This is a genomic window from Hyphomonas sp. BRH_c22 (assembly GCF_000961795.1).
In the GTDB taxonomy this organism is placed as follows: domain Bacteria; phylum Pseudomonadota; class Alphaproteobacteria; order Caulobacterales; family Hyphomonadaceae; genus Hyphomonas.
Genome location: NZ_LADU01000086.1, coordinates 1 through 24,435 on the forward strand (window position 1 = coordinate 1; position 24,435 = coordinate 24,435).

General features: G+C 61.0%; 23 protein-coding genes and 3 pseudogenes. 17 read left to right on the forward strand and 9 right to left on the reverse strand.

Going from position 1 to position 24,435, the window contains the following annotated elements; translation table 11 throughout:
* Positions 1–204 (reverse strand): annotated as a pseudogene (locus VR74_RS11035) (acetyl-CoA carboxylase, biotin carboxyl carrier protein); the annotation flags it as partial.
* A gap of 6 nt (positions 205–210) precedes the next feature.
* Positions 211–654: a type II 3-dehydroquinate dehydratase gene (gene aroQ / locus VR74_RS11040; RefSeq protein ID WP_045696776.1), complete on the reverse strand. Its 444-nt coding sequence runs from the start codon at positions 652–654 to the stop codon at positions 211–213.
* Between the two features lie 63 nt (positions 655–717).
* Here aroQ and thiS point away from each other — a divergent pair, with 63 nt between their 5' ends.
* The 3 genes from thiS to VR74_RS11055 are packed head-to-tail and all read left to right on the forward strand — an operon-like array spanning position 718 to position 2,963.
* Complete coding sequence (gene thiS / locus VR74_RS11045) at positions 718–930, forward strand: sulfur carrier protein ThiS (RefSeq protein WP_045696778.1); 213 nt, start codon at positions 718–720, stop codon at positions 928–930.
* A 50-nt stretch (positions 931–980) separates the two neighbouring features.
* On the forward strand, positions 981–1,754 hold the full coding sequence (locus tag VR74_RS11050; protein ID WP_045696780.1) for a thiazole synthase: 774 nt from the start codon (positions 981–983) through the stop codon (positions 1,752–1,754).
* Complete coding sequence (locus tag VR74_RS11055) at positions 1,755–2,963, forward strand: TIGR03862 family flavoprotein (RefSeq protein WP_299950210.1); 1,209 nt, start codon at positions 1,755–1,757, stop codon at positions 2,961–2,963.
* Here the strand turns inward: VR74_RS11055 and VR74_RS11060 are convergent.
* Both VR74_RS11060 and VR74_RS11065 read right to left on the reverse strand, forming a co-directional pair.
* Positions 2,945–3,943, reverse strand: a complete 999-nt coding sequence (locus VR74_RS11060; protein WP_045696782.1) for an amidohydrolase family protein — start codon at positions 3,941–3,943, stop codon at positions 2,945–2,947. The two genes, VR74_RS11055 and VR74_RS11060, sit on opposite strands and share 19 nt — an antisense overlap.
* An 88-nt stretch (positions 3,944–4,031) precedes the next feature.
* The gene (locus tag VR74_RS11065) at positions 4,032–4,973 is read right to left on the reverse strand and encodes a 2OG-Fe(II) oxygenase family protein (protein WP_045696784.1); all 942 of its coding nucleotides are present in this window, start codon (positions 4,971–4,973) and stop codon (positions 4,032–4,034) included.
* A gap of 303 nt (positions 4,974–5,276) precedes the next feature.
* Between VR74_RS11065 and VR74_RS11070 the strand changes: the two genes are divergently transcribed.
* The 4 genes from VR74_RS11070 to VR74_RS11085 all read left to right on the forward strand — a co-directional run bounded on the left by VR74_RS11070 (position 5,277) and on the right by VR74_RS11085 (position 9,509).
* Positions 5,277–5,546, forward strand: coding sequence for a hypothetical protein (locus VR74_RS11070; RefSeq protein ID WP_045696786.1), 270 nt, complete (start codon positions 5,277–5,279; stop codon positions 5,544–5,546).
* A gap of 120 nt (positions 5,547–5,666) precedes the next feature.
* Positions 5,667–7,121 carry a hypothetical protein gene (locus VR74_RS11075; RefSeq protein WP_045696787.1) on the forward strand — a complete coding sequence of 485 codons (1,455 nt, stop codon included), beginning with the start codon at positions 5,667–5,669 and terminating at the stop codon, positions 7,119–7,121.
* Between the two features lie 6 nt (positions 7,122–7,127).
* On the forward strand, positions 7,128–7,814 hold the full coding sequence (locus VR74_RS11080) for a hypothetical protein (RefSeq protein ID WP_045696788.1): 687 nt from the start codon (positions 7,128–7,130) through the stop codon (positions 7,812–7,814).
* A 69-nt stretch (positions 7,815–7,883) separates the two neighbouring features.
* Positions 7,884–9,509, forward strand: coding sequence for a GMC family oxidoreductase N-terminal domain-containing protein (locus VR74_RS11085; RefSeq protein ID WP_299950212.1), 1,626 nt, complete (start codon positions 7,884–7,886; stop codon positions 9,507–9,509).
* Between the two features lie 7 nt (positions 9,510–9,516).
* Here the strand turns inward: VR74_RS11085 and VR74_RS11090 are convergent, their stop codons facing one another.
* The gene (locus VR74_RS11090; protein ID WP_299950214.1) at positions 9,517–10,563 is read right to left on the reverse strand and encodes a serine hydrolase; all 1,047 of its coding nucleotides are present in this window, start codon (positions 10,561–10,563) and stop codon (positions 9,517–9,519) included.
* A 249-nt stretch (positions 10,564–10,812) separates the two neighbouring features.
* On the opposite strand from VR74_RS11090, the gene VR74_RS11095 reads away from it, so the two are divergent.
* The 6 genes from VR74_RS11095 to VR74_RS11120 are packed head-to-tail and all read left to right on the forward strand — an operon-like array spanning position 10,813 to position 16,218.
* Positions 10,813–11,055, forward strand: coding sequence for a hypothetical protein (locus VR74_RS11095; RefSeq protein ID WP_045696789.1), 243 nt, complete (start codon positions 10,813–10,815; stop codon positions 11,053–11,055).
* Entirely contained in the window at positions 11,052–11,306 is a 255-nt protein-coding gene (locus VR74_RS11100; protein WP_045696791.1) for a hypothetical protein, read from the forward strand. The genes VR74_RS11095 and VR74_RS11100 overlap by 4 nt, the downstream gene beginning before the upstream one ends.
* A gap of 9 nt (positions 11,307–11,315) precedes the next feature.
* Positions 11,316–13,007: an amidohydrolase family protein gene (locus VR74_RS11105; RefSeq protein ID WP_299950216.1), complete on the forward strand. Its 1,692-nt coding sequence runs from the start codon at positions 11,316–11,318 to the stop codon at positions 13,005–13,007.
* Complete coding sequence (locus VR74_RS11110) at positions 13,004–13,966, forward strand: alpha/beta hydrolase (RefSeq protein WP_045696793.1); 963 nt, start codon at positions 13,004–13,006, stop codon at positions 13,964–13,966. Before VR74_RS11105 ends, VR74_RS11110 begins: the two co-directional genes overlap by 4 nt.
* Positions 13,963–15,471 (forward strand): FAD-binding protein, encoded by a 1,509-nt coding sequence (locus VR74_RS11115; RefSeq protein ID WP_045696795.1) that lies wholly within the window; start codon positions 13,963–13,965, stop codon positions 15,469–15,471. Before VR74_RS11110 ends, VR74_RS11115 begins: the two co-directional genes overlap by 4 nt.
* Before the next feature lie 6 nt (positions 15,472–15,477).
* Positions 15,478–16,218: a TetR/AcrR family transcriptional regulator gene (locus VR74_RS11120; RefSeq protein ID WP_299950218.1), complete on the forward strand. Its 741-nt coding sequence runs from the start codon at positions 15,478–15,480 to the stop codon at positions 16,216–16,218.
* 53 nt (positions 16,219–16,271) lie between these two features.
* Here the strand turns inward: VR74_RS11120 and VR74_RS11125 are convergent, their stop codons facing one another.
* From VR74_RS11125 to VR74_RS21565, 3 genes and pseudogenes are all read right to left on the reverse strand, one after another.
* Complete coding sequence (locus tag VR74_RS11125; protein WP_045696797.1) at positions 16,272–17,537, reverse strand: DUF4010 domain-containing protein; 1,266 nt, start codon at positions 17,535–17,537, stop codon at positions 16,272–16,274.
* A 290-nt stretch (positions 17,538–17,827) separates the two neighbouring features.
* Positions 17,828–17,995, reverse strand: coding sequence for a hypothetical protein (locus tag VR74_RS20905; protein WP_299950220.1), 168 nt, complete (start codon positions 17,993–17,995; stop codon positions 17,828–17,830).
* 64 nt (positions 17,996–18,059) lie between these two features.
* Positions 18,060–18,257 (reverse strand): annotated as a pseudogene (locus tag VR74_RS21565) (IS6 family transposase); the annotation flags it as partial.
* On the opposite strand from VR74_RS21565, the gene VR74_RS20910 reads away from it, so the two are divergent.
* The 4 genes and pseudogenes from VR74_RS20910 (at position 18,183) to VR74_RS20920 (ending at position 22,070) form a co-directional block, all read left to right on the forward strand.
* Positions 18,183–18,503, forward strand: coding sequence for a hypothetical protein (locus tag VR74_RS20910; protein WP_299950222.1), 321 nt, complete (start codon positions 18,183–18,185; stop codon positions 18,501–18,503). The pseudogene VR74_RS21565 and the gene VR74_RS20910 sit on opposite strands and share 75 nt — an antisense overlap.
* A 361-nt stretch (positions 18,504–18,864) precedes the next feature.
* On the forward strand, positions 18,865–20,808 hold the full coding sequence (locus VR74_RS11135) for a TIR domain-containing protein (RefSeq protein ID WP_299950224.1): 1,944 nt from the start codon (positions 18,865–18,867) through the stop codon (positions 20,806–20,808).
* 32 nt (positions 20,809–20,840) lie between these two features.
* Positions 20,841–21,017: a hypothetical protein gene (locus tag VR74_RS20915; RefSeq protein ID WP_299950225.1), complete on the forward strand. Its 177-nt coding sequence runs from the start codon at positions 20,841–20,843 to the stop codon at positions 21,015–21,017.
* Between the two features lie 95 nt (positions 21,018–21,112).
* Positions 21,113–22,070, forward strand: a pseudogene (locus tag VR74_RS20920) (IS630 family transposase).
* Positions 22,071–22,180: 110 nt separating this feature from the next.
* Here the strand turns inward: VR74_RS20920 and VR74_RS11150 are convergent.
* Positions 22,181–24,286, reverse strand: a complete 2,106-nt coding sequence (locus VR74_RS11150; protein ID WP_299950227.1) for a trypsin-like serine protease — start codon at positions 24,284–24,286, stop codon at positions 22,181–22,183.
* Between the last annotated feature and the right edge of the window lie 149 nt (positions 24,287–24,435).

Below are 24,435 nucleotides of genomic sequence, written 5' to 3' on the forward strand. Positions count from 1 at the left end.
GGGGGCGGCCGAAGGCGCTGCTGGCGCGGCTGGGGCAGGCGCGGCGGCGTAGTGGGCCGTCTGCATCACGGGCGCTGCAGGCTTGCTTACGCGGATACGCAGGCCTTCATGTTCGATTTCGACTTCGCCGAGATCGGCTTCCCGCAGGATGGCGGCCAGTTCCCGGACGAGGCCGGTATCGAGTTTCGTCTTCGCAGTGCTCATGGGACGCTAAATATCTCCTTGGCCCGTCAGGGACTTGGCTGCCAGAAGCGCAAGCTCATAACCATACGCGCCGAGGCCCGCAATCGTCGCTTTTGCAACAGGTGCAACATAATTCACATGGCGGAAAGCCTCGCGCGCCGCCGGATTCGACAAGTGCACTTCAATCACCGGCACCTTGCAGGCCCTCAGGGCGTCATGCAAGGCCACAGATGTATGTGTATAGGCGCCAGCATTGAGAATGACGGCCGACCCTTCACGGGAGGCTTCCTGTACCCAATCCACCAGTTCGCCCTCATGATTGGTCTGGCGCGCCTCCAAGGGCACGCTGCCGCAGAGTGTGCGCAGGCGGGCATGGATATCTTCGAGTGTTTCGTGGCCGTAGATCTCCGGCTCGCGCGTACCGAGCAGGTTGAGGTTTGGCCCACCGAGAACATATATCGGTTTTGACATGGGCCCCGTCTTGCTCTGGAACGCCCGGCAAGGCAAGGGGGCTTTGAATTGGAGGCCGCAGACATGCAGATCATCCTGAATGGCGAGCCACGGCAGGTTAACCAGGGCACGACCCTGTCAATGCTGCTGGAAGAGCTGTCAGAGGCCACCGGGCGTGACCCGCGCGGGATCGCCGTGGAGCGCAATCTGGAGATCGTACCGAAGTCCGAACATGCCTTTACCGTGCTGGAAGAGGGCGACCGGCTGGAACTTGTGCAGTTTGTGGGGGGCGGGTGACAGGCGGTGGGGAGTTGACGGGCGGGAGCAAGGCGGCCAGATCAGCGGACATGACTGACACACCTTTGACGATTGCCGGAAAATCCTATTCCTCCCGTCTCATTGTCGGGACCGGCAAATATGCGAATTACCAGCAGAATGCAGATGCGGCACGGGCGGCGGGGGCAGAGATTGTCACCGTGGCACTGCGCCGGGTGAACCTGTCGGACCCCGGCAAGGAGATACTTACGGATTTCGTCAAGCCGGACGAGTTCACTTACCTGCCGAACACGGCCGGCTGCTACACGGCCGATGAGGCGGTGCGGACGCTGCGCCTGGCGCGGGAAGCTGGCGGCTGGAACCTGGTGAAGCTGGAAGTGCTGGCCGACCAGAAGACGCTCTACCCGAACATGCCCGAGACGCTGATCGCGGCGAAGGCACTGATCGCGGACGGGTTCGAGGTGATGGTCTATTGCTCGGACGATCCGGTTTACGCGAAAATGCTGGAGGAGGCCGGGTGCTGCGCGATCATGCCGCTGGGCAGCCTGATCGGATCGGGCCTTGGCATCATGAACCCGGTAAATATCCGCCTGATTGTCGAGCAGACGCGTGTGCCTGTCATTGTCGATGCAGGTGTGGGAACGCCCTCGGATGCGGCCATCGCGATGGAGCTTGGCTGTGACGGTGTGCTGATGAACACCGCGATCGCGGCGGCGAGGGATCCGATCCTGATGGCGAGCGCGATGAAACATGCCGTGATTGCCGGGCGCGAGGGATATCTTGCGGGGCGCATGCCGAAGAAGATGTATGCCGATCCGAGCAGCCCTCTCGCCGGACTGATATAGTTGCGCGCTGCCGTCATTGGCGCCGGACCGGCCGGGCTGATGGCGGCCGAGGCCTTGGTGGCGCGGGGCGTGGCTGCCGATATTTATGACTCGATGCCGAGTTTCGGGCGCAAGTTCCTGATGGCGGGCAAGAGCGGGCTGAATATCAGCCATGCAGAAGACCGTGAGGCTTTCCTGTCGCGCTATCGGGGCGATGCGCGGCTGCAGGATATGGTGCGGGCGTTCGGGCCGGGCGAGATCACAGACTGGATGGCGGCGCTGGGCATTGCCGCGCATACCGGGCCGACGGGGCGGGTGTTTCCGGAAACGATGAAAGCTTCGCCGCTGCTGCGCGCGTGGCTGGTGCGGTTGCAGGCGGCCGGGGCGGCGTTGCATGCGCGCCATCGATGGCAGGGATGGGACGGGAGCGGGGCGCTTTTGTTCGGGACGCCGGAGGGGGAAGTGACGGCGAGGCCGGATGTGACGGTGCTGGCGCTGGGCGGGGCGAGCTGGAAACGTCTGGGGTCGGATGGTGCGTGGGCGCCGCTGCTGGACGCGAAGGGGATTGCGCTTGCGCCGTTCGGGCCATCGAATTGTGGGTTCCTTGTCGACTGGTCGGATCACATGCGGAAGAAGTTTGCCGGTGCGCCGGTGAAGGCGGTTCGTTTGTCGGCGGATGGGGTGGAGACCCGGTCGGAATTCGTGATTACGCAGCGCGGGGTTGAGAGCGGCGGTATCTACACGCTGTCAGCGGCGCTGGTGGATGAGCTGCAGCGGGCAGGCGCAGCGACGCTGTTCGTGGACCTGTTGCCGGATACGGACTTGCCAGTGATTGCCGGCAAACTTGCGCGGCCAAGGGGCAAGCAATCCATGGCCAATCATTTGCGCAAGAGCCTCGGCCTGTCTGGCGTGAAGCTGGCGCTGCTGCATGAGGCGGCCGGCGGGGCACTGCCGGGCGAGACGGGGGCGCTGGCGCGCCTTATTAAGGCCGTGCCGATCCGGATTACCGGAACGGCGCCGCTGGACGAGGCGATCTCGACCACGGGCGGCGTGGCGTGGGCGGCGCTGGATGATGCGCTGATGCTGCGCGGCCTGCCTGGCGTGTTCTGCGCCGGTGAGATGATTGACTGGGACGCGCCCACGGGCGGCTATCTCATCACCGCCTGCCTCGCCACGGGCAAGGCTGCGGGCGAGGGCGCGGCGGACTGGCTTCAGGCGTCCAGCCGGTAGACCTTGCGGGCGGTTCCGCTGAACATGGCGATCTGGTCGGCCTCAGAATAATCAGCCGCGATCTTCTTCAGGCCGTTCCAGAGGACATGATAGCTGATCGACAGGCGGTCGACCGGGAAGTTGCTTTCGAACATGCAGCGCTCCGGACCGAAACATTTGATGGCGTGGTGATAATAGCGGGCCTGCGCCGCGACGAATTCGTCGGATGTCGGCGGCGTGGCGCGCGTGTTCCAGCCAAAGCCATTGTCGGGCATGGCCAGGCCGCCGAGCTTGGCGAAGACATTCTTGTTCTCGGCAACAACGGCGATGTCGTCTTTCCACTGGGCGAAAATCTCTTCGCGCTTGCCGGCATAGGGGCCGACGCCGATGGGCGTGCCGAAATGGTCGAGCACCATGGTCGTCTCCGGCACGGCGCGGGCGAGATCGGCGAAGTCGAGGATCTGGTGGTGGTAGTTCCAGGTATCATAGGTGAAGTTGCGCTGGCCAAGGCGCGCGACGCCGCGGCGGAAATCCGTGTCGCGGTAGAGGCCTTCCGGCGCGCGGCCGGGGATCGAGAAGATGTCCTTGTGGGGATCAAAGGAACCTGCGTGACGGATGCCGCGGAACAGCCCATTGCCAGCCGCGACATGGGCGTCTAGCACTTCGTCGAGGCTGGCGCCGCGCAGGTCGGCATGGCCGACAATGCCGGCAATCGTGGCCTTGTCCGGAGCGGCGGCAGAGCGGGCGGCCGCGGCCGCCACGAATTCCGTTTCACCAATGGGTTTCAGGCGGTCGGGCCCGTCATGGCGATAGGCGGAGCCGCACTCCATGAACACGGTCTGGGCGACATTGTGGCCGTCTTCGGTGTCGGACCAGAGTTCCTCAAGGTCGTAGCTGAGGTGGGGCTTTGGCCAGAGGTGATGGTGGGGATCAACGATCTCGCGATCGGGGTCGATAATGTCCTCGCGGACCTGCGCGAGCCATTCCGTGTTGTTGAACATGCGTTCCTCCTGCCTTGCCGCCAGCTTCTGGTGAGCTGTGGCGCCTATTCATGCGCAATGCGGCGGCGAGGCAAGGGGTGGCGCGGGGTCAGGCCTTCACGAGGCCAATCTCGCGGAGGCGTTCCATGAGATAGTCCTGCGCGGTGATCGGCGGTTCGGCCTTGCCGCCTTCGGCCACACACTGGGGCAGGGCCTCGATCACGACATCCTGGTTGAAGTGCAGGAAAAAGGGCGTCGAGTAGCGCGGGAACTTGGCGCGCTCGGGCGACGGGTTGACGACGCGGTGCGTGGTCGAGGGCAGCACGCCGGCAGTGAGACGCTGCAGCATGTCGCCGCAATTAATGACCAGGGCATCGGGCGGCGGGTTCACGGCGAGCCATTCGCCGGAGCGGTGCTTGACCTCAAGGCCAGCCTCCTCGGCGCCAAGCAGGAGGGTGATGACATTGATGTCTTCATGCGCGCCGGCGCGGACGGTGCCTTCCGGCGGCGGGTTTTCCTGTGGCGGGTAGTGGAGGAGGCGGAGGATGGAATTGCCCATCTCGACGCGGTCTTCGAACCACATCTCGTCAAGGCCGAGGTGAAGGGCGATGGCGCGCAGGAGATTCCGGCCCATTTCGTCCAAGGCGTCGTAAAGCGCGCGGGTGGCGTGATCGAATTCCGGGATTTCCTTGACGCTTGGCGTGTCGGCCATGGTTTCGCGATAGGGCGAGCCCGGCGGCAGGAGGCGGCCGGTGTGCCAGAATTCCTTGAGGTCGGCCTTGGCGGCGCCCTTGGCATTCTCGGTGGCGAAGGCGGTGTAGCCGCGCTGTCCGCCGCCTTCACGGCCGTCATAGGCCAGTTTCGCCAGGTCAGGCATGGCGAAGAAGGCCTTGGTAACGCGCAGGTTTTCGTCAATGACGCGCTGGTCAACCGGGTGGCCGGAGATCACGGCGAAGCCTGTCTCGCGGAAGGATTGTCCCAGCGCCTCGGCAAAGGCGGCCTTGTCATCGCGCCAGAGCGCATAGGGGATCGGTTTGAAATACTCGGTCATGGAACTGGTTTGCCAGATTGCGGCCGGAGCGAAAAGGCCTTTCCGCTGAACCCCGCTGCGCTTCAGTGTCCCGGGTGGCGATTTAGGGATTGATTGGCATTCCGGCCCGGCTTTCCACCGCAGGTTAACCAGGTGCGGCCGCGCGTTAACGCACTGCCTCTTGGGAGGGGCTGGTGTTAACCATAACGCAAATCTCTGACGGCACTCTGCATCCATCGCCGGACAAGGCGGGTGGTGGTTGCCAGAGCAGGACACGGGAATGATCCCGGCGATGCGACGGCAAGGTGAAACAGGAACAAGACAATGCCCTTTGCAGATTACGCTATCGACCTCGCAGCCATGCTGGGACCGGATTCGGCCCCGGAGGAACTTTACCAGGCAGGACTGGTCTATGCGACCGGACTGAACGTGGATGTGGACCTGATTGCCGCGCACAAATGGTTCAACCTGGCCGCTCTGCGCGGTTCGGAAGACGCCAAGATTCAGCGCGCTGAACTGGCCGGCATGATGAGCTCGGATGAAGTCAAGCAGGCGCTCCAGTCGGCGCGCGAATGGCTCAAGCTGATGAACTAGGCTTTTGCGGCCGGACCGGGGGCGGATGCGTCGGTTCCGGCTGGCGATTAAGCTTAATGAATTGTCAAACGCCGGTATGCGATCCTGATTCCTCACGCGCTGTGAGGAGCCGCAATCGACATGCCCGTTTCCGAGGCCCCCAACCGAGAACCGGCGGGACGTGGCATGATGCGGGTATCCGCGTCGCGGCCGCGCCTGGGGCCTGCGGACCTGATTGTGCAGTTCTGGCGGGCGAAGTGGCTGATGCTGCTGGTATTCGTGCCGGTGCTTGCGCTGGGCCTCGCCGCCGCCCTGTCGCGTCCAGTCCAGTTTGAATCGCGCGCCCGCCTGATGGTTGCGCCCGCAGGGGCGGCCAACCATGACATGCTCGTGCAGCCTGAACTGGCATTCCTGCGCAGCCCGGTGGTTATTGAGCGCGTTCTCGACCGGTTTCCGATGTCGCGGCTGTATCCAGAGATAAATGAGACGTGTGAAACGCGCAGCCGTACCGTGCGCGGTGATGCCGAGGGACTCCGGCGGCTCGCGGCGGAGTGCCGCCAGCTGTGCATCGAGGCCATGAGGCGTGATTTTCATGTCTCGGCCGCGTCGCGCGCGCCGGTCATTGCTGTACGGTATCGCAACGAGGATGCGGAGACATCGGCCGAAGTGCTGAACGCGCTGATCGGCGCCTATCTTGCCTATCGCACGCAACTGCTCGCGACACCGGAGGCGTCCGCGCCAGGTATTGACCGTACGGATATGGAAACGCGGTTGTTGGAAGCCGAAACGGCCCTCGGCAGCTTCCTCGAGACGCAGCAGATCGGAAACCTTGAATCCGAGCGCAATGCCGTGAATGCGCTGTACCAGGCGGCGCGCCAGGACTTGCAGGAAACCGGGTCGCAGTTGCAGCAGGCCGAGAGCCAGCTGGCGGCCTATCGCACGCAATTGAAATCAATCCGGCCACAGCAGGAATTGTTCGTGGAGGATTCAACCGCGCAGAGGCTGCTCGATCTGAAACTGCAGCGTGAAGCCCTGCTGGTGGATCATTTTCCGGGATCGCAGGAAGTGCTGGACATGGACCGGCGCATCGCACGCATTCAGGCCTTCATCGCGACGCTGGACGGCCCCGTCGGGACCGTGCGGACAGGACCCAACCCGCGTTACGAGCAGATGCTGTCGATGACTGACGCGCTGCGGGCGCAAGCGGCGGCGCTGAGTGACAGGCAGGCCGGACTGGCGGAGCAGGTTGCGGGCCTTGAGGCGCGTCAGGCCGAACTGGCCACTCTCGCACCGCGCTATGGCGAGCTAATTCGCAAGCGCGACATACTGGAAGGCGAACTGCTGGCCGCTGCCGGGCGGGGCGAAGTGCCAGGGCGCGCGCGCCTTGACGGCATCAAGGTTCTGGAGCCGGCGAGCCTTCCGGTCGAGCCTGTGCCGACACAGTCGATCATGGCGGGGCTGGCCTTCGTGCTGGCCTGCCTTGCGGGGCTGATCGCCGGGCTGTTGAAGGCGCTGACGCAAACAGGTTTCGCGACGCGGCGGTCGGTTGAGCGCACGCTCGATCTTCCCGTGCTTGCGACGGTTCGGGAGGTTTGACGCGGGATGCGTGATTTGCGAGCGGATCTGGCTACGCTGTGGAGTGTTGCGACGCGGTTGCGGCCGGCGCAGGGCGCCCGCAGCATCATGTTCGTTGCCGCGCGCACGGGAGAAGGCACGAGCAGCATGGCGGCCTCCTTTGCACTGATGGCCGCAGAGCACGCGACGCGAACGGCCTGGCTGGTGGACCTCGATCTGATGCACAACGCCGCGCACCAAGCCTTTGACAGGGGCTTTGTGGGCAAACTGGCGCGGCCGGGACGGGCCTATGATGCGTCGCTCGGATGTGCGCCCATCTATGCGCTGCAGCCAGCGGGCACGGGCGGCAGCAGCAAATTGCTGACGGCGTGTCCTGTGACCGGGACGCGCCTTCTGGTCACTAGGTTCCGGACTGAGCGCCTCGCGGCGGGCCAGCGCGCGCATCTACGCTCTGAACCCGGCTGGTGGAAGGCCTTGCGGCGGTCGACCGACTGGATTGTCGTGGACTCACCTGCACTCGACCGGTCAGACGTGGCGCTTGATGTGGCAAGCGAAGTCGACGGCATTGTTCTGGTCGTGCAGGCCGAAGTGACGGGGGCGGAGGAGGTTGCGGAGGCGCAATTTGCCATCGAGAGCCGGGGCGGGCGCGTGATTGGCGTCGTGCTGAACCGGATTCGCGCCGATGCGCGGCTGGCGGGACGGATTGCGAGCTGACCTCGCTGTGCGTCTGGCGCCAGGCGGGCGCGTGATGTAGGCAGATCACCCACACTGAGGATCCAAACCTTGCCTGCTCCCGATCTGATTGACGGCGAATACGACTATATCGTCATCGGGGCGGGATCTGCTGGATGTGTTGTCGCCAACCGGCTGTCGGCCGACCCGCGCAAGCGTGTCCTGCTGCTGGAAGCTGGCGGTAAAGACAACTGGATCTGGTTCCACATCCCGGTCGGATACCTGTTCGCGATCGGTAATCCGCGCGCCGACTGGATGTTCGAGACCGTCGAGGAGCCGGGCCTTAACGGCCGCAAACTGTCCTATCCGCGCGGCAAGGTGCTTGGCGGATCGTCGGCGATCAATGCGATGATCTCGATGCGGGGACAGGCTGCGGATTATGATCACTGGCGTGATCTGGGCATGCCCGGATGGGGCTGGTCTGACGTGCTGCCGGTGTTCAGGCGGATTGAGGATCATTTTCTGGGCGAGACGGACCATCACGGCGCGGGCGGCGAGTGGCGTGTCGAGTATCCGCGTGTGCGATGGGACATACTGGACGCTGTGCGCGAGGCGGCCGCGCAGATGGGCGTTCCGGCAACGGATGATTTCAACACAGGCGACAATGAGGGGGCGGGGTATTTCCACGTCAACCAGAAGCGCGGCCTGCGATGGTCAGCGGCGCGCGGCTTCCTGAAGCCGGTGGCGCGCAGGCCGAACCTGCGTATCGAAACCGGGTGCCTTGCGGATCGTCTGGTCATGGCGAATGGGCGCGCAAGAGGCATCGACTATTTGCGCAACGGCGCCCCGCAGCGCGCGATGGCCAAGGGCGAGGTGATCCTTTGCGCGGGGGCAATCGGATCGGTGCAGATTCTGCATCGCTCTGGCATCGGGCCATCAGAATGGCTGGCAGCTGCAGGCGTGGCGCCGGTGATAGACAGGCAAGGCGTAGGCAGGAACCTGCAGGACCATTTGCAGCAGCGCGCAGTGTTTCGCGTGACCGGATCCAGAACGCTCAATGAGAGTTATCATTCCGTGATCGGACGTGCTGGCATGGGGCTGGACTATATTGCGCGGCGGCGTGGCGCGCTGACCATGGCGCCATCTCAGCTTGGCATTTTCGCGCGTTCGGATAGCGGGCAGGACAGGGCCAATCTGGAATTCCACATCCAGCCCCTTTCGCTGGACAGGTTCGGCGACCCGCTGCACCGCTTTGCGGCGATAACGGCAAGCGCCTGCAATTTGCGGCCAACGTCACGCGGGGAAGTCGTGATTGTCTCGCCTGAAGTGGACGCGAAGCCCCGGATCAATCCGAATTACCTGGCAACGGAGCAGGACCGGTCCGTCGCGGCGGATGCGATACGTCTGACGCGCAGGCTGATGTCACAGCCTGCGGTGGCGCGCTTCCATCCTGAGGAGTTTCTGCCCGGCCCCGCAGTCGGCGATGACGATGCCGCGCTGGCGAAAGCTGCGGGCGATATCGGCACAACGATTTTTCACCCGGTCGGGACGGCGCGGATGGGCAAGGCGGATGATACGTTGGCTGTGGTTGACGGGAATCTGAAAGTGCACGGGGTTGACGGCTTGCGGGTCATTGATGCGTCGGTGATGCCGACGATTGTGTCCGGTAATACGAATACGCCAACCATCATGATTGCCGACAAGGTGTCGCGCGAGATGGCGCGCGGGCGTTCGTGACCAGCGACTAGCGGAAGCAGTCCGCGACCCGTGCCAGCCAGCGCCTGACTTCGTCGCCTTGCTCATCCATCGAATTGCCATGGCGCACGAGGATCAGGTCCAGTTCAGGAACGAGAACCGTGTACTGGCCCTGATAGCCATTGGCCGAGAAACTGCCGAGGCCGCACATGCCGAGCCACCAGTGTGCGCCGTAGCCAAGTGGTTCTCCGGGCGGTGTTGCGGTTGGCGTGCGGGCATAGTCGACCCAGCCTTCGGGCAGGATGCGCTGCCCTTCCCACGCACCATCACGCATGTAGAGCAGGCCGAAGCGGGCGAAGTCGCGCGCCGTCGCGTAGCAGAAAGATGAGCCGATGAAGGTGCCCTGCGCGTCGAATTTCGGTTGGGCCGACTGGATGCCGATGGGGTGGAACAATTCGTCGAACATCCAGGACCGGAACGCATCGCCGGTTGCGCCGAGTGCGATGGCCGCGCAACGGGCGACAATGTTCGAGGTGCCGCTTGCATAGCTCCAGGCGGTGCCGGGCGCGTGCGCGAGCGGAAAGTTTGCGGCGAAGCCGGCGACGTCGTCCTTGCCCGCGCCGAACAGCATCTCGATGACATCGGAGACGCCGGCGTTGACATAGTCTTCCGCGAATTTCAGGCCGCTCGACATGCGCAGAAGCTGGTCGAGCGTGATGTGGCGGCGGGGATCGTCTTCGCCCTGCCATTCGGGCACATTGGCGGGCGCGTGGACGTCGATCCGGCCGTCGCGCACGAGGATGCCGATCAGTGCGTGCGTGATGCTCTTGGCCTCTGACCATGACGGGAAGGTGCTGTCGGCCGAGAGGCCGCGCCAATAGCGTTCGCTGACGATGCGGCCCTTGTGGGCGGCAAGGAAGGCGTGGGTTTCGCCCATGATGTCCGGGGCCGGATCGCTGAAGGCGAGATCGAGCAGGCCGTTGAGGCGAGCTGCGTCGACCGTGTCCGCAAGAGGCGCGACGGGCCAGTCCACTGTTGGCCAGGGTGTTGATTCCGGTTGGGCGGGAAGGCCTGGAAGCGAAGGGTGTCGGGTCATGAGCGGGTCCATCAGCGGCAGGGATAGGTGGTGAGCAACGTGTGCCAGTGGACATGGGCTGGCCTGTTGCGTCAACGGTCTGGCAGGGTGTGTCCCTCATCCGCCGCACCCCATTCGCCAAAGGCAGCTGGCGATGCTCGGATCGGGATGGTCCCGAATTTTCGGGCCGTTCCCCAAGGGAACGCCTTGCAACAAAATTAGAACGCGTTCTAATTTGATAGATAAGAACAATAATCTGGAGGAACAGTCATGGCGGTCGAAGGCCTTTCACGGGTTCGAAAATCGATACTCCCATTCGAGGGGGACACCTGGGCCGAAATTGCGGGCCGGGAGCTGCCCGGAGTTGCCGAGGATCAGGCGGTGTCACAGCTGCAAAGCTGGAACCTGCATGTCTTCATGCGCGCAGCGGCGGGAATGGGACGGGCTGGCTCGGCCAATCCAATCCTTCCCAGCGATGTGATCTTCGTCGAGCCGCCGCTCGCCAACAGATGAGCGGCGCCGTCATCAGTCGTGTTCAGCTTGCCGCAGCCCATGATGGCGAAGCTGAACTCATGGTGATGCTGCGTTTCGAGAATGGCGGCGAGTCGCCCGTTTCGCTGGACGAACATGCGGTGCGGGTCCTGATGGAATCGTGCGGCGTGGAACACCCCGACCAACTGGTCGGGAAAGGGTGGGGACACGTGCGCGATGCGCTCGAAGCGTCCTCGAACAGATTCATGAATTCCAATTCAACCGATCAGTGAGAGAAGGACATGACAATGTATGATCTTGTCATCAGAAACGGAAATATTGTCGATGGTTCGGGAGCACCAGCGTACAAGGCCGATGTGGCCGTGAAGGGAAACCGGATTGTCGAAATCGGTACGGTCACCGGCGCCGCGCGGGAAGAGATCGACGCGGCGGGCAAGGTGGTTGCGCCGGGTTTCATCGATCCGCATACGCATTTCGACGCGCAGCTGCTGTGGGATGGATGTGCCAAGCCGGCCCTGTCGCATGGGGTCACGACGATCGTTTCGGGAAACTGTTCCCTGTCGCTCGCGCCGCTCAAGGCCAAGCACCGCATGAAACTGGTCGGGATGTTCAACCAGATCGAGGAGATGCCCCTGAAGGCCTTCAAGGAAGGCGTCGTGTGGGACTGGGAGACGTTCAGCGAATATATCACGCGCATCCGCAAGGGCCTGGCCATCAATGTGGCGCCGCTTGTCGGCCACAGCGTAATCCGCCTCTGGGTCATGAATGACGCCGCAATGGAGCGCACCGCGACGGACGCAGAGATTGCCGAAATGCAGGGCGTGCTGCGTGAATGCCTCGAAGCGGGTGCGGTCGGCCTGTCGACAAGCTATGTCGACATGGATGAACGCCTGCAGCCGGTGCCGAGCCGTTTTGCGGATGCCAGGGAAGTGGATGCGCTTGCAAGCGTTCTCGGCGAGTATGGCCGTGTGTTGCAGATCGTTCCTGAATTCTACGATGCCGACCTGACGATTGCCCGCCTCGACCAGCTGGCGGAAACCTCGCTGAAGCACAATATTCCGACGACTTTCTCGCCCCTGTTCCTGAACGCAGACAATGTCGATGCTGTCGCCCGGGTGATGAAGCGGGTCGATGAACAGTTTGCCCGGGGCGCCCGCGTGTGGCCGCAGGTCCAGACCCGGCCGATCGACATCAGCTTCAGCTTTGCCGTTCCGAGCCTGTTGTTTATTCGCTTCCCGTCCTGGTATCACATCATGCGTTTCGGCACGCCGAAGGAAATCATGGCGGCCTTCGCCGACACGGAAAACCGCAAGAAGCTGATTCAAGAAGCGGCAGCGCTTGCGCCGCTCTGGCCAAACCTTGTTTTCCGTCACGCGAAGACGGCCGCGAACCAGAAATACATCGGCCAGACGCTCGCAGAAATCGCGAAGCAACGCGGGACAACACCCGTCGAGGTGATGATCGACCTGTCACTTGAAGAGGAACTGGACGCGCATTTCCTGGCATCCGGCATGGGGCATAATGACTCTGCCGCTGTCGGCGGTCTTCTCAATCATCCGCATGTCCATATCGGCGCGAGCGATGGCGGGGCGCACATCCTGTCCTTCTCCACCTATGGGGATACGGGATACCTCTTCTCCCACTTCGTCCGCGACCTGGAGGCGATGAGCCTTGAAGCGGCCGTGAAGAAGATAACGTCTGACACGGCCGCCATCTGGGGAATCCCCGAGCGCGGATTGCTTCAGACTGGCTACGTGGCCGACATCACGGTATTCGATCCCGCGACCGTGAAGCGCGGCGAGGAGAAGTTCGTCAACGATGTTCCGGGTGAAGGATACCGCTACGTTCGCGATTCCCACGGCGTAGAGACAGTCATCGTTGGCGGCGGCGTGGCCTGGACAGCGGTGGACGGATACAAGGCAACCTGCGGCGAAGTCCTTCCCGGTGCCGAAGCCCGGAAGGTTGCCGCATGAGTTGGCCGGGTGTCACCGAACGGCGTATTGCGACCAATGGGATTGAGCTGAACATTGCCGAAGCCGGAGAGGGTCCGCTCGTCTTGCTGCTCCACGGGTTTCCGGAGTCCTGGTATTCCTGGCGGCATCAGTTCAAGCCGCTGACGGATGCCGGGTATCATGTCGTTGCGCCCGACATGCGCGGCTATGGAAAGAGCGACAAGCCGGCCGCGATCGAAGCCTATAACCAGGTCGAGGTCGTCAATGATATCATCGGGCTGATACCGGCACTTGGAAAGGAAACGGCCGTTGTGATCGGGCATGACTGGGGCGCGCCTACCGCCTGGGCCTGTGCCCTGAATCATCCGGATGTCGTGCGCGCCGTTGGGGCCTTGTCGGTTCCCTTCATGCCACGCTCGCCCGTGCCGCCCATGGCGCTCCTGCGCGAGATGTTCAAAGGGCAGTTCTTCTACCAGCTATACTTTTTCGAGCCTGGCGTGGCCGAGGCAGAGTTCGAAGCCGATATTCGCCTCGCCTTGAAGAAGTTCCTCGTCATGGCGGGTGGAGAGACCGATCTGGCTGCGCTTCCGACCAAGCAGGAAGGGGATGACATGTTCTCCTCCTTGCCCGATCCGGAACACCTTCCGGCATGGGTGACCGAGGCGGACCTCGATTTCTATGAGGCGGAGTTCAAGCGCTCCGGGATGCGCGGCCCGCTGAACTATTATCGCAACCATGACCTGACCTGGGAGCTGACCAAGGATGCGCCGCAAACGATTTCGCAGCCTGCGTTCTATGTCGCCGGCGGCAATGACGGCGTCGTCATGATGGCCCAGGAAGCGATCAGGATGATGCCGCATTTTGTTGCCGACCTGCGCATGAACGAGCTGATTCCGAACATAGGTCACTGGACCCAGCAGGAGGCACCAGAGGCAGTCAACGCGTTCATTCTTGCCTTCCTTGAAGGGATCGACGGATGAGCGAAACGGCGATCATCGTTGGTGCGGGGATTGGCGGACTTTGTACGGCGCTGACATTGGCGCCAACGGGGCGTTCGATCACGATTCTGGAGCGCGATGCACCGCCGCCGGGCGACGACCCGGATCTCGTCTTTCAGGAATGGCGCCATACAGGCGTCGGGCAGTTGCGCCAGAGCCATGCCTTCCTCGCCCGGATGAGGAAGATGTTCAAGCGGGACCACCCGCGATTGCTTGAAGACCTGCTCGCTTCAGGTGTGCGGGAACTGCCATTTCAATCCATGCTGACGCAAGCGCAACTCGGATCCTATCGGCCAGAGCCCGGTGATGCCGAACTGACCATCATTACAAGCAGGCGAACCACGCTTGAACTGGTGATGCGCCGTTATGTCGAAACGCTGGCGAACGTGACGATTCGATCGGATTTTCTTGTGCGCCGCCTGATGACTGCGGCGGCGGAGGATGGTGTTGTCGATGTCCGCGGAGTGTCTGGTGAGTGCGGCGGCAAGACCGAAACACTGGAAGCAGACATCATCATAGACTCTTCCGGCAAGAGCGGTTTCCTGATCGATCAGATCAAGGAAGAATCGGCCCATTATGCTGAAGAACAGGAATCCTCGGGAATTCTTTACTTCACCCTGCACTATCGCCTCAGGCCCGGCATGGACGAACCGCCGCGGCTCGGCAACCCACCGGCGACGGGCGATCTCGGCTTCCTGAAGTTCGGTGCATTTCCCGGCGACAATGGCTGCTTCTCCATCACTATCGCGGTTCCGGAAGTGGAAATGGAGCTTCGCAAGGCCATCCTGGATCCGGACTTCTTCCACAATCTGACCCTGCTATTGCCGGGGCTGGTTCCGTGGACGAATGCCGACCGGTCAGCGCCTGTCGGCCGCGTCCATGGCATGGGCGACCTTATCAGCCGCTGGCGGGATGTCGTTGTCGACGGCAAGCCTGCGGCGCGCGGATACTTTGCCTTGGGCGACACGCTGGTCCGGGCGAACCCGCTATACGGGCGCGGTTGTTCCTTTGCGGCGGCAAGCGCCCAGCTCCTTCTGGCAACCCTGGAAGAGTCGGCAGACCCGACAGCTCGCGCTCTGGCCTATCACAAGCGGTTGCATGACGAATTGCGGCCCTACTATATCAACCAGCGCACACAGGACCGCTCGGCGATCAGGCGCGCCCGCCAGGCGCTGACGCCCGGTTTCAGCAAGAGCGTCCGTGCAAGGATTATCGAGAGCTTTTTTGAGGATGGAGTCGCGATTGCGGTACGCAATGATGTGGACCTGCTGCGAGATGCAATGCGGGGCTTCCACATGCTCGAGCATCCCAACAAGTGGCTGGGGCGGCCTCGTAATCTCGCCAAGGTGTTTTACTATTGGGCTCGCGGAAAGAAGCGTAACGCTTCAGCCTATCCGCCCAAGCCAGGGCCTGAGCGGACTGAAATGCTGAAGGCGCTGTCATTGAACTTCCAGTCCGACATTGACCGCATCGCGCAGGGGGCGTGAGGCAGGATGGCGGACACACGGACAATGCTGGTTGACGAGCCCGGCAAGCGCGAGCAGGCAAAGGCCGAGCGCCGATCCCGCATCGTGCAGGCTGCGCGAGACCTTATCCGGGAGACGGGTGATACAAACCTTTCCATGCGCATGATCGCGAGGCGGGCAGACGTCAGCCTGGCCACGCCCTACAACCTGTTTGGATCGAAGCATGCGGTTGTGCTGGCCGTGTTCGAGGACGAGCGCGATTTTGCCGAACGCTTTGGCAGGCTCAAGGCGGATAATGCCATCGACCGCCTGTTTGATGCGCATGCGCTGGCGACGAGCTATTTCACTGAAGACCCGGATTTCTACCGCCCGCTCTGGAAGGCGCTTCTGGACGTTCAGGGCGCAAACGATACAGGGCTCGCAACGCCGGAGCGGCTCGCGCGGAACAGCCGGGCGTGGGAGGCGCTCATCCATGATGCCCAGGATGATGGCTTGCTGGATCCTGCCTTCCCGGCCGACATGCTGGAACGAACGCTGTCATTTTTTGCCAATGGCGTGATGCTGTCCTGGTCGATGGGAACGCTTGCAACTGACAGGCTCCTGCCGTCGGCAGCACTTGGCTACGCCCTGGCGCTGCGTGGCGCGGCAACTGCGAAGGGCATGACGATTCTGGCAAAGCGGATCCACGAGCTTCAAGGCATACTGGAAGGGTCAGATACGCATAAGACCGATGCAGGCAGCGAATGCGCACGCGCCGGCAAGGGCTAGGCGACGAAAAGTTGCTTGCTCTCTGTATTAGCAGGGCAGTTTGGCAAGCGGGCTCAGATCAATCCGATTGAGGCAGCTACACCCAGGCCGGCAGCGCCTGCCAAGGCCATGAGCAGAGCGACGAGCATGCATTGGCGCCCGTAGACAGCTTTGCCGGCAACAATTGCAATCGCGCCTTTCAGCAAGGTGTTGGCAATCGCTGCGATCGCGACAGCAACGGACGCGGTACCCGCGTTCAGTCCACTCGCGCTCATCTGGATCACAGACAGGCTGATGGCATCAACATCTGCAGCGCCCGCCACAAAGGCAACGCCATAGAGCCCTGTTGGTCCGAGGAGTTCGGCTGCCGCCCTGGACAGGAGGAGCGCGGTCGCCAGGAGGGCTGCAAAGAAAAATGCGGACCGCAAGGCGAGCGGATTGGACAGGACCATTTCCGGCCTGGCCTGGGTGTCTCTGCGCATCAGGAAGAGGCCCGACGTCGCAAGCGCAACGCCCAGCATGAAACCAAATGGCAGCGCGAGCGGAGCCAGAAGCGAGGGAGCCAAGCCACCGACAATAATCATGGTTCGCACCGCCATGCCTGCCCAGGCAAGAGCTGTTCCGCCGACGAGTGCAGACGTGTCGCCGACATCCTCGCGGCTGAAACGGGCAAAGGACAGCGTCACGGCCGTCGAGGAAGCCAGGCTGCCAGCGATGGCGAGCAGGCCGATCCCACGCCTGCTGCCCAGCCACTTAACGCCAAGATAGCCGATAAACTGCAAGGCGCTGATCAGGACGACCATCCACCAGATTTCGCGGGGGTTTAATGCCTCATAGGGCCCGAAAGACTCGTCTGGCAGGACTGGAAGGACAACCACGGAAATGAGAAGGAGGCGCAGGAACGCACTCAGTTCCTTTTCCTCGATCCGGTCCAGCAAGGCATGAAAGGGCCGCCTCAGCCAGAGGAGGAAAGCGACGATAACCGCGCCCGCTGCCGCGATCTGTGAATGGCCCATGACGGCCAGAGCACCCAGCGCATAGGCATTCAATGCGGCGACCATCGTGGTTACGCTGACTTCCCTCGTGATATCGATCTGCGCTCCGAACCCTTCCCGCAGGAGCAAGGCGAGGCCGATAAAGCCTGCTGCGATGACCATGCCGCTTCCACCGTCGATGAATGCAAACAGGCCGCCCGAGAAGCCGATCAGGCCGATGGTGCGGAATCCGGCCACTCTCGAGCCATCCGTATCGGCCCGGTCTTTCCAGCCGCGTTCCAGACCGATAAGCAGACCGATACCCAGTGCCGTCAGTAGCCCTGTGACGGGAACATCAGTGTTCATGGGATGGTCTCCTAACTCAGTGTTTCCGGAATGGGCAGGGCATGGGACGGATTTGTCAACACGCCAGGTCAGGCGATCTGTACTGCCAGCTGAGGCGTGCTTGAAGCGCAGCGGCGGAGCGTGCACGTTTGAGAGGTGGCTCGAGTCGTTTGAACAGCTGTCAGCCAATCGAAAAGTGGAGTTCTGCCGATTGGGATATGCCGCAAAAGTGACGGGTTGCGCCGCGTCGACGCCCGCTTTGAAGTTCGATTCCAGGCTGGCACGCTGTCACTGACCTGCAGACAATCTGGTCAGGTCTTCGCATGCTCGGCGTCACTGGCGACAATCGACACGATCCAGTTCATTATCCATGAGTAGAACCGTCCGTGGAAGTGACGCTGATAGCGGCGCACCGCAGCGTCAATCTCCTCGCGCGAGTAGAGCCGCCCGCCCGCCGCGACGAAACGCCACCGCGTCAAGGCGCCAAGATCGGCCGCGGGGTCTTCGTTCAGCAGCAGAATGTCAGCACGCCTGCCTTCGGCTGACGAAGACCTTGTCCAGGTGCCACTGCCATGGCGGGCTCCGCCGCATGGCTTCGGACCGCCGTTTCGGGATCTAGTGAGCGAAGTAAGTACCGAACCGATCGACCCAGAGACGGACGCTTTCGTGGCAGATATCGATGCCACGCTTGTGCAGGAGGTCTTCAACATTGTGCCGAGACAGCGGGAATCTGACATACATGATCACGCCAAGTTGGATGATTTCGGGCGAGTTTTTAAAGTAGCGAGATGGGTTCTTGGCCATTTTCAGAGGCTAAACGCTAGGATCAGTCACCTCAATGTCGGTTCCGCTGACAATACCCTCGCGGTCATTCGCACCGTTTCGCAGAAACAGGCCACCGTAGGGTGTCTCTCTTTGCATCAGCAGCGGTCGTACCGCTTCTATTGCGGCGCAGCTCTTTTGCATCAAGCATCTGTAAAAACGTAGCTTTTTATCCGTCTCGATTTGGGTGAAAGGCGGTAAAAGGCGACGCGCGGGGCGTGCAGAGACAGATTTCGGAGCAGCGACCAGTCTTCGACGGAGGGATACTTTCGCTAAACTACTTTGAAATAGATAGAAAAAAGCCCACATTGAAGCCTCGACTCAATCTCGCGAATGGGAAGTGGGCTGGCGGTGCGGTCAGTCAAATTCGAAGTGGTCTCGATAATTCGCAGGACAGCTGTCTCTTGGACAGCGAGACTGTTTTCGCCACTCGCGACGATCGCCTCCAGATTGGGTGTCAGCTGACCGAAATTGCGCTATCATCCTCAACAGGCTTAGTATCCTAACCAGGTCAGGGGGTGTAACATTGAATCAAGCTGACTTACCTGATGGTGATTCCGGTCGGGTAACGACTGTCTTTTTTAGCTATTCCCGAGAAGACAAGTACCGTGCTTTGCCTTTTATCAAGGCCCTTGAGGACGTCGGATTCACTGTTTGGTGGGACGGTGTTCTGGAGGGCGGCACACGCTATATTGAGACAACCGAGGAGGCCTTGCAGAGCGCCGTGGCCGTTATCGTTCTGTGGTCACATACTTCTGTCAATTCGCATTGGGTCCAGGATGAGGCGATGCACGGGCGTGAGCGGGGGTGCCTCATTCCCTTGTCGATTGATGGTGCCGAACCACCCTTGGGGTTCCGCCAGTTTCAGGTGATCGACATATCGGGTTCATATGGGCGCTCCAATGACCCCGAAGTCATCAACCTAATCCGCGCGACTGCTGCACTGCACGGGCGTCAGCTGCCCGACCGACCTCCTTCCAAGGAGCCCGTCTTCCTTGCTATCCGCAGGCGTCGACTTTTGTTTGGTGGAGCAGCAGCGGCGGCTGTCCTGATTGGTGGTTATGCGGTTTCACGAACCTTGCCATCACAGACACGCAAATTGACAGAAAATGGCCTTGTGGTCTTCCCGTTCGACAATGTCAGTGGACAGGCCGATCAGGATTATCTCTCCGCTGGGTTTGCTGCAGAAGTCCGGGCCACGCTTGCACGCAATTCCGCCCTGAGAGTCGTCGCCCAGTCATCGTCGGAAGCGCTTAAAAAGAAGGCACTGGACGCCGTTTCAATAGCCAGGGAGCTCGGCGTTTCATTCATTCTCGACGGGACTATGAAGCAGGCTGGCGAGTCGATTCGCGTCTACTCCGAACTGATTGACGGAGCGACGGGGTTCAGTCTCTGGTCCAAGACATTTGATCAATCCATGGAAGACCTACTTCTCGTAAAAAGCGAAATTTCCAATGCGGTGACCGCTGCCCTGTCTTCAGAGGTTTCTCAGGAGCCACGAGATTCGCAGATCGGCGCGACCAGAAATGCACAAGCCTTCAACGAATACCTTAAGGGAAATGATCTCTATACGGCGGCGATCAGCAACGAAACCGACGTCCGGGCGCTGGCGCATTTCGATGCAGCCCTGCGGCTAGACTCAAAATTCGCTGCAGCCCATTCCGCGCGAGCGCGCACATTGACGGTCCTTGGAAATTCCAGCGACAGCCCAGCAAAATCCAAACTGTTCTACGAAGCGGCACGTGTGGCCGCCGATCGGGGTGCGGAGCTTGCGCCGTCTCTGGCTGACGCACATTCCACACTCGGTTTCGTGCTGTTCCAGGCACAACTTGAGATAAGAGCCGCGCGCAAGCCCTATGAAAAGTCGCGCCAGCTTGGAAATGGTGAAGCTCCAGTGCTTGCGCGGTTCGCAGGCTACGCATCCGCTACCGGACAAGACGAACTGGCTTTGACTGCTATTGAACGCGCGCGCGATCTTGATCCGCTGAACCCGACCATCCACAGAGCTGTCGGGTTCGTTCATTATGCAGCCGGTCGGTACGAGCGTTCGATTGCGGCTGTCGAGCAGGCTCTGACCCTGAACCCGCAACTGAGCGACTCCCATGCCAGAATAGGGCGGGCACTATTGTATCTCGGACGCCCCGAAGAAGCGCTCGCGGTCTGTTCCAAGGAGTCTTACGGCCTATCACGCTATCCGTGCCTTGCGGCAGCACACTGGAAACTTGGCCACCAAGAAGAAGCAAATGACGCCATGGATGCGCTCATCAACGAATACGGTGATGGTAGCCTCTATCAGCAGGCTCAGATCCTCGCGCAGAGCGGCAAAGCCGACGAAGCGATATCCGCACTCGGCAAGGCCTGGTTGGCAGGCGATTCTGGGTTGACTTACCTCTACATCGACCCAATGCTTTCCCCGCTGCGCCAGCGATCCGATTTTTCAAAATTGCAGGTGCAGATCGGCTTCAAATAGTGCCGCAAAAATGATAACAAAGGGGCTTCATAATGAAACGAAGTGTACTGTCTATCCTGATGGCGGGTGCCGTTCTGTCGGCCTGCGCAACACTTGCGCCGGCTGACGATGAAACGTCAGCCTCCGTTGAGCCTGCAGCTGCAACTGACGCCGCTGCGGCAACAGAAGAAGATGAAGGCCAGGGCGGCGGCGAGCGAGTCGGCAACTGAAAATCCAATCTTAGAGCGCCGGGCGGCTTTCGTGAATCAAAAATGATTCCCCATCTTGCCGAACTGTGATTCACAGTTCTGGGAGGATCAAAGCCATGGCGTTTTTGATTTCAAAGGATCTGCGGACCCGGATGCTGCGAGGCATGAAGGCGGGTAAGTCTGCGCGAGAAGTTGCCCGGCAGTTCGAGGTTGCACCGTCCACAGCGTCTCGGCTGAAGAAGCATGTCGCCGCGACCGGTTCGATCGAACCACGCCCGCCTGGACGGCCGAAGGGCTATGGGAAACTCGGACCGTACAAGGATTTCCTGATCGAGCATGTCCTCGAGAAACCTGACATCACGATGCCTCAGCTGGTGGAGATCCTGCAGGAGGCGCATGGGGTGAAGGTCGATCCGTCGAACATCTCCAAACTGCTCTGCGCAGAAGGGTTCACCTATAAAAAAAACGCTTCTGGCGGCGGAACAAGAACGCGCTGATGTGAAAGCGGCCCGGGCCGACTGGAAGCATTATCGCCAGCCGGCGATGCAGGCTCAGCCGGGGCGGCTGGTGTTCATCGACGAAACTGCGGTGAAGACCAACATGTGCCGGCTGCGCGGCAGGTCCCTCCGCGGCACGCGCCTCAAGGCCACCGCTCCCTTCGGAAAGTGGGGGACACAAACCTTCATCGCCGGGCTGCGCTGCGGGGCACTCACCGCGCCCTGGATCGTCGAGGGCGCCATGAACCGTGCGGCCTTCGACATCTATGTCGAAACCCAGCTTGCGCCGACCCTGTCACCAGGCGATGTCGTCATCCTTGATAATCTCAGTGTCCACCAGAGCCAGCGAGCTGCAGACGTTCTCGCCGCGCGCGGCGCCTGGTTCCTCTTCCTTCCGAAATACTCCCCCGACCTGAACCCGATCGAGATGGCTTTCTCAAAGCTCAAGGCTCACCTGCGAGCTGCAAGTGCCCGAACGTTTGAGGACCTCACCAAGGCTATCGGCGACATCTGCGCGCTCTTCACGCCCACCGAATGCTGGAACTTCTTCAAGGCTGCAAACTATGTTGCAGAGTAAGCGCCCGATGCTCTAGTCAGCGAGCCTGTTTGGAGCAGACTTGCTGATTGACTGCATGCCGGGCATCCGGAGAAGACGAACGCTGGCAGGCAACCCGCAGGCTATAGATTCTACTCAGATGGCGCGACTGATTCAGATATAACTTTTGCTATCCAGTCGGCATATTGAGCCACATCGGTATAGATACTGGGCATTCCATCGGTGGCGCAGGTCTTCTTGCCCCAGCTGACGATTCCCACAAGCCTATCGTCCTTCACGACGGGACCGCCGCTGTCTCCGCGGCAAGTTTTCGAACTGGCATTCCGTGCACAAAACACGGTGTCGGTGATCTGGTTTTCGTCCCACCCTCCTTCAGACCGACATGATTCCGTATCGATTACGGTCAAATCAACAACCTGCAATACGGCGCTCGGCTTCTCACCGGGAATGTTGGCCGCCTTTCCCCAACCAAATGCTGTGACGCGGTCACCAGCGAACAGTTCGCTTTCTGGGAGGTTGTAACGGATGTAGCCAATGCTCACGCCCGTCGGCGATGCATGATCGAATGACTGGATGGGTTTGCCATTGCTGGCATTGCGGAGCGTGACCTTGCCATCCGCATTCCACGCAAGGAGACGTTTACTGTCGCGCGCAAAGCTCACGCCCTGAAGGTACTTTCCAAGATCGAAACTTTTGACTTGCTTTCCTGTGTTCAGGTTCCATGTGCGCCCGAGCCCGCTGGGACTCCATGTCAATACAGTCTTGGCATCCTTCATGACTTCGGCCCCAGCCACGAAGGCGCCCTGATCGAGGGCATGAAGCTGTTTTCCGTTGCGGACGTCCCAGAGACGGACCGCTTGATCCATGCCCCAGCTGACAAGCTGCGAGTTATCGTCAAACATGGATGCGCCGACCAGAAAGGCCCCATGGTCCACTTTCAATACGGAGGTCCCGTTGACTGACCTGAGTTCAAAGACCGGGCCATCAATCATTGAAAGCTGGTAAGAGCCATCAAGGCCGTTCCCAACCAGCTTGAGACTGAGCGGTCCTGCAGGCAAGCCCGATGATACTTCGATAGCAGGCGATGTTTCGCTCATTTTTATGAGATCTACCTGGCTGAGCCAGTGCGAGCCGCCAGTTGCGCTGAGGACCGTCGCCGTGGACCCGTCCGAGGAAACTTTGAGGTCATCGATCGAGCGGCCGATGAACAGGGTCTTCGAAACGCCTCCGGGAAGGGTGGAGACCATTTTCAGCATACCGGGCTTGCTGCCCCAGACGAGAACCCGAGAACTACCCCGATTAAATTGTGCCCCGGCGACTGAATCTGAATCGTCAGAAATTTTACTCACGAGAGTTCCGCTGTCCGCTTCCCATAATTTGGACCCCATCCCCCAACTGACAATATGGTCGCCGTCGGGCGCCAAGGCCGCGCCCTGGATGTACCAGCCGTGATCGATGGTAGACTTCAGGCGGCCAGTCTTTGTATCCCAGATGCGAATTGTGCCATCCAGGCTCCATGTCATCAATTTCCCACTATCTCGCGAAAGCTCGGCACCGCGGACCATGGTTGCGTAACGCGAGCGGGCAATTTGTGTCCACGATGCGCTTTGCTGCGTGCGCTCCGTATCGACGTCGTTGGCAAGCCGGATCAATGCAATGTCGTGCTGGTAGATGATCTTGCCTGGTGCGGGGCGAACGAAATCGGGGAAATATCTGACTTCTGCAATCTTGAAGAACTCGCCTTCAGCCGTTGAAATATCGCCAGCTCCGAGCCGTATGCCATAGCCGCGGCGAACGAGATCATCATCGATACAGTGAGCCGCTGTCAGAACCCAGTTGCGCGCAATGAGAGATCCCCCGCAATAATGTCGCGCCTCCCAACCGGCCCTGTTTTTCGAAGCCAGCAGCGATATGTCACGCTGGCTGAACGGACCGCCATAATAAATCTGCGCTTGAAATGGTGCGGCAAAAATCGGTACAATTCGAGCGTTGATACCCCGGCTTGGACAAGGTCGCTCAGGGTGGGCAGCACATTCTTTTTCGCGCCGCCAACTTTCACTCGTCCTCTCCGCATCAATCTCTGCATCTGAGGCATTGGGGGTTACGGTCTCGATGCCACTCGGCGCCAATCTCAGAGAAACATTGCTTGCATCCTGAGACAGCGGCGCTGATCGGCAGGCCCCCGAAAATGACAAAACGGCCATCAGCACCCAAATACGAAACACGCTTACCCCCATCCGGCTGCGCCTGTGCACCCGCCAACAGTATAGGCACCAGATTATTCTTGAAACGAATGAATTCCGAACTTCGTCGATTTCTCCTCCCAAGCCGTTCGCAGGTGCACACTAAGACCGCCTTGACAGCCGGCCATCCGTACTCATGGCTG

Bases quoted from the DNA above. Each gene is read 5' to 3' on its own strand.
- aroQ (WP_045696776.1), bottom strand. From the start codon at position 654: ATGTCAAAACCGATATATGTTCTCGGTGGGCCAAACCTCAACCTGCTC.
- thiS (WP_045696778.1), top strand. From the start codon at position 718: ATGCAGATCATCCTGAATGGCGAGCCACGGCAGGTTAACCAGGGCACG.
- VR74_RS11050 (WP_045696780.1), top strand. From the start codon at position 981: ATGACTGACACACCTTTGACGATTGCCGGAAAATCCTATTCCTCCCGT.
- VR74_RS11060 (WP_045696782.1), bottom strand. From the start codon at position 3,943: ATGTTCAACAACACGGAATGGCTCGCGCAGGTCCGCGAGGACATTATC.
- VR74_RS11065 (WP_045696784.1), bottom strand. From the start codon at position 4,973: ATGACCGAGTATTTCAAACCGATCCCCTATGCGCTCTGGCGCGATGAC.
- VR74_RS11070 (WP_045696786.1), top strand. From the start codon at position 5,277: ATGCCCTTTGCAGATTACGCTATCGACCTCGCAGCCATGCTGGGACCG.
- VR74_RS11075 (WP_045696787.1), top strand. From the start codon at position 5,667: ATGCCCGTTTCCGAGGCCCCCAACCGAGAACCGGCGGGACGTGGCATG.
- VR74_RS11080 (WP_045696788.1), top strand. From the start codon at position 7,128: ATGCGTGATTTGCGAGCGGATCTGGCTACGCTGTGGAGTGTTGCGACG.
- VR74_RS11090 (WP_299950214.1), bottom strand. From the start codon at position 10,563: ATGACCCGACACCCTTCGCTTCCAGGCCTTCCCGCCCAACCGGAATCA.
- VR74_RS11095 (WP_045696789.1), top strand. From the start codon at position 10,813: ATGGCGGTCGAAGGCCTTTCACGGGTTCGAAAATCGATACTCCCATTC.
- VR74_RS11100 (WP_045696791.1), top strand. From the start codon at position 11,052: ATGAGCGGCGCCGTCATCAGTCGTGTTCAGCTTGCCGCAGCCCATGAT.
- VR74_RS11105 (WP_299950216.1), top strand. From the start codon at position 11,316: ATGACAATGTATGATCTTGTCATCAGAAACGGAAATATTGTCGATGGT.
- VR74_RS11110 (WP_045696793.1), top strand. From the start codon at position 13,004: ATGAGTTGGCCGGGTGTCACCGAACGGCGTATTGCGACCAATGGGATT.
- VR74_RS11115 (WP_045696795.1), top strand. From the start codon at position 13,963: ATGAGCGAAACGGCGATCATCGTTGGTGCGGGGATTGGCGGACTTTGT.
- VR74_RS11120 (WP_299950218.1), top strand. From the start codon at position 15,478: ATGGCGGACACACGGACAATGCTGGTTGACGAGCCCGGCAAGCGCGAG.
- VR74_RS11125 (WP_045696797.1), bottom strand. From the start codon at position 17,537: ATGAACACTGATGTTCCCGTCACAGGGCTACTGACGGCACTGGGTATC.
- VR74_RS20915 (WP_299950225.1), top strand. From the start codon at position 20,841: ATGAAACGAAGTGTACTGTCTATCCTGATGGCGGGTGCCGTTCTGTCG.
- VR74_RS11150 (WP_299950227.1), bottom strand. From the start codon at position 24,286: ATGGGGGTAAGCGTGTTTCGTATTTGGGTGCTGATGGCCGTTTTGTCA.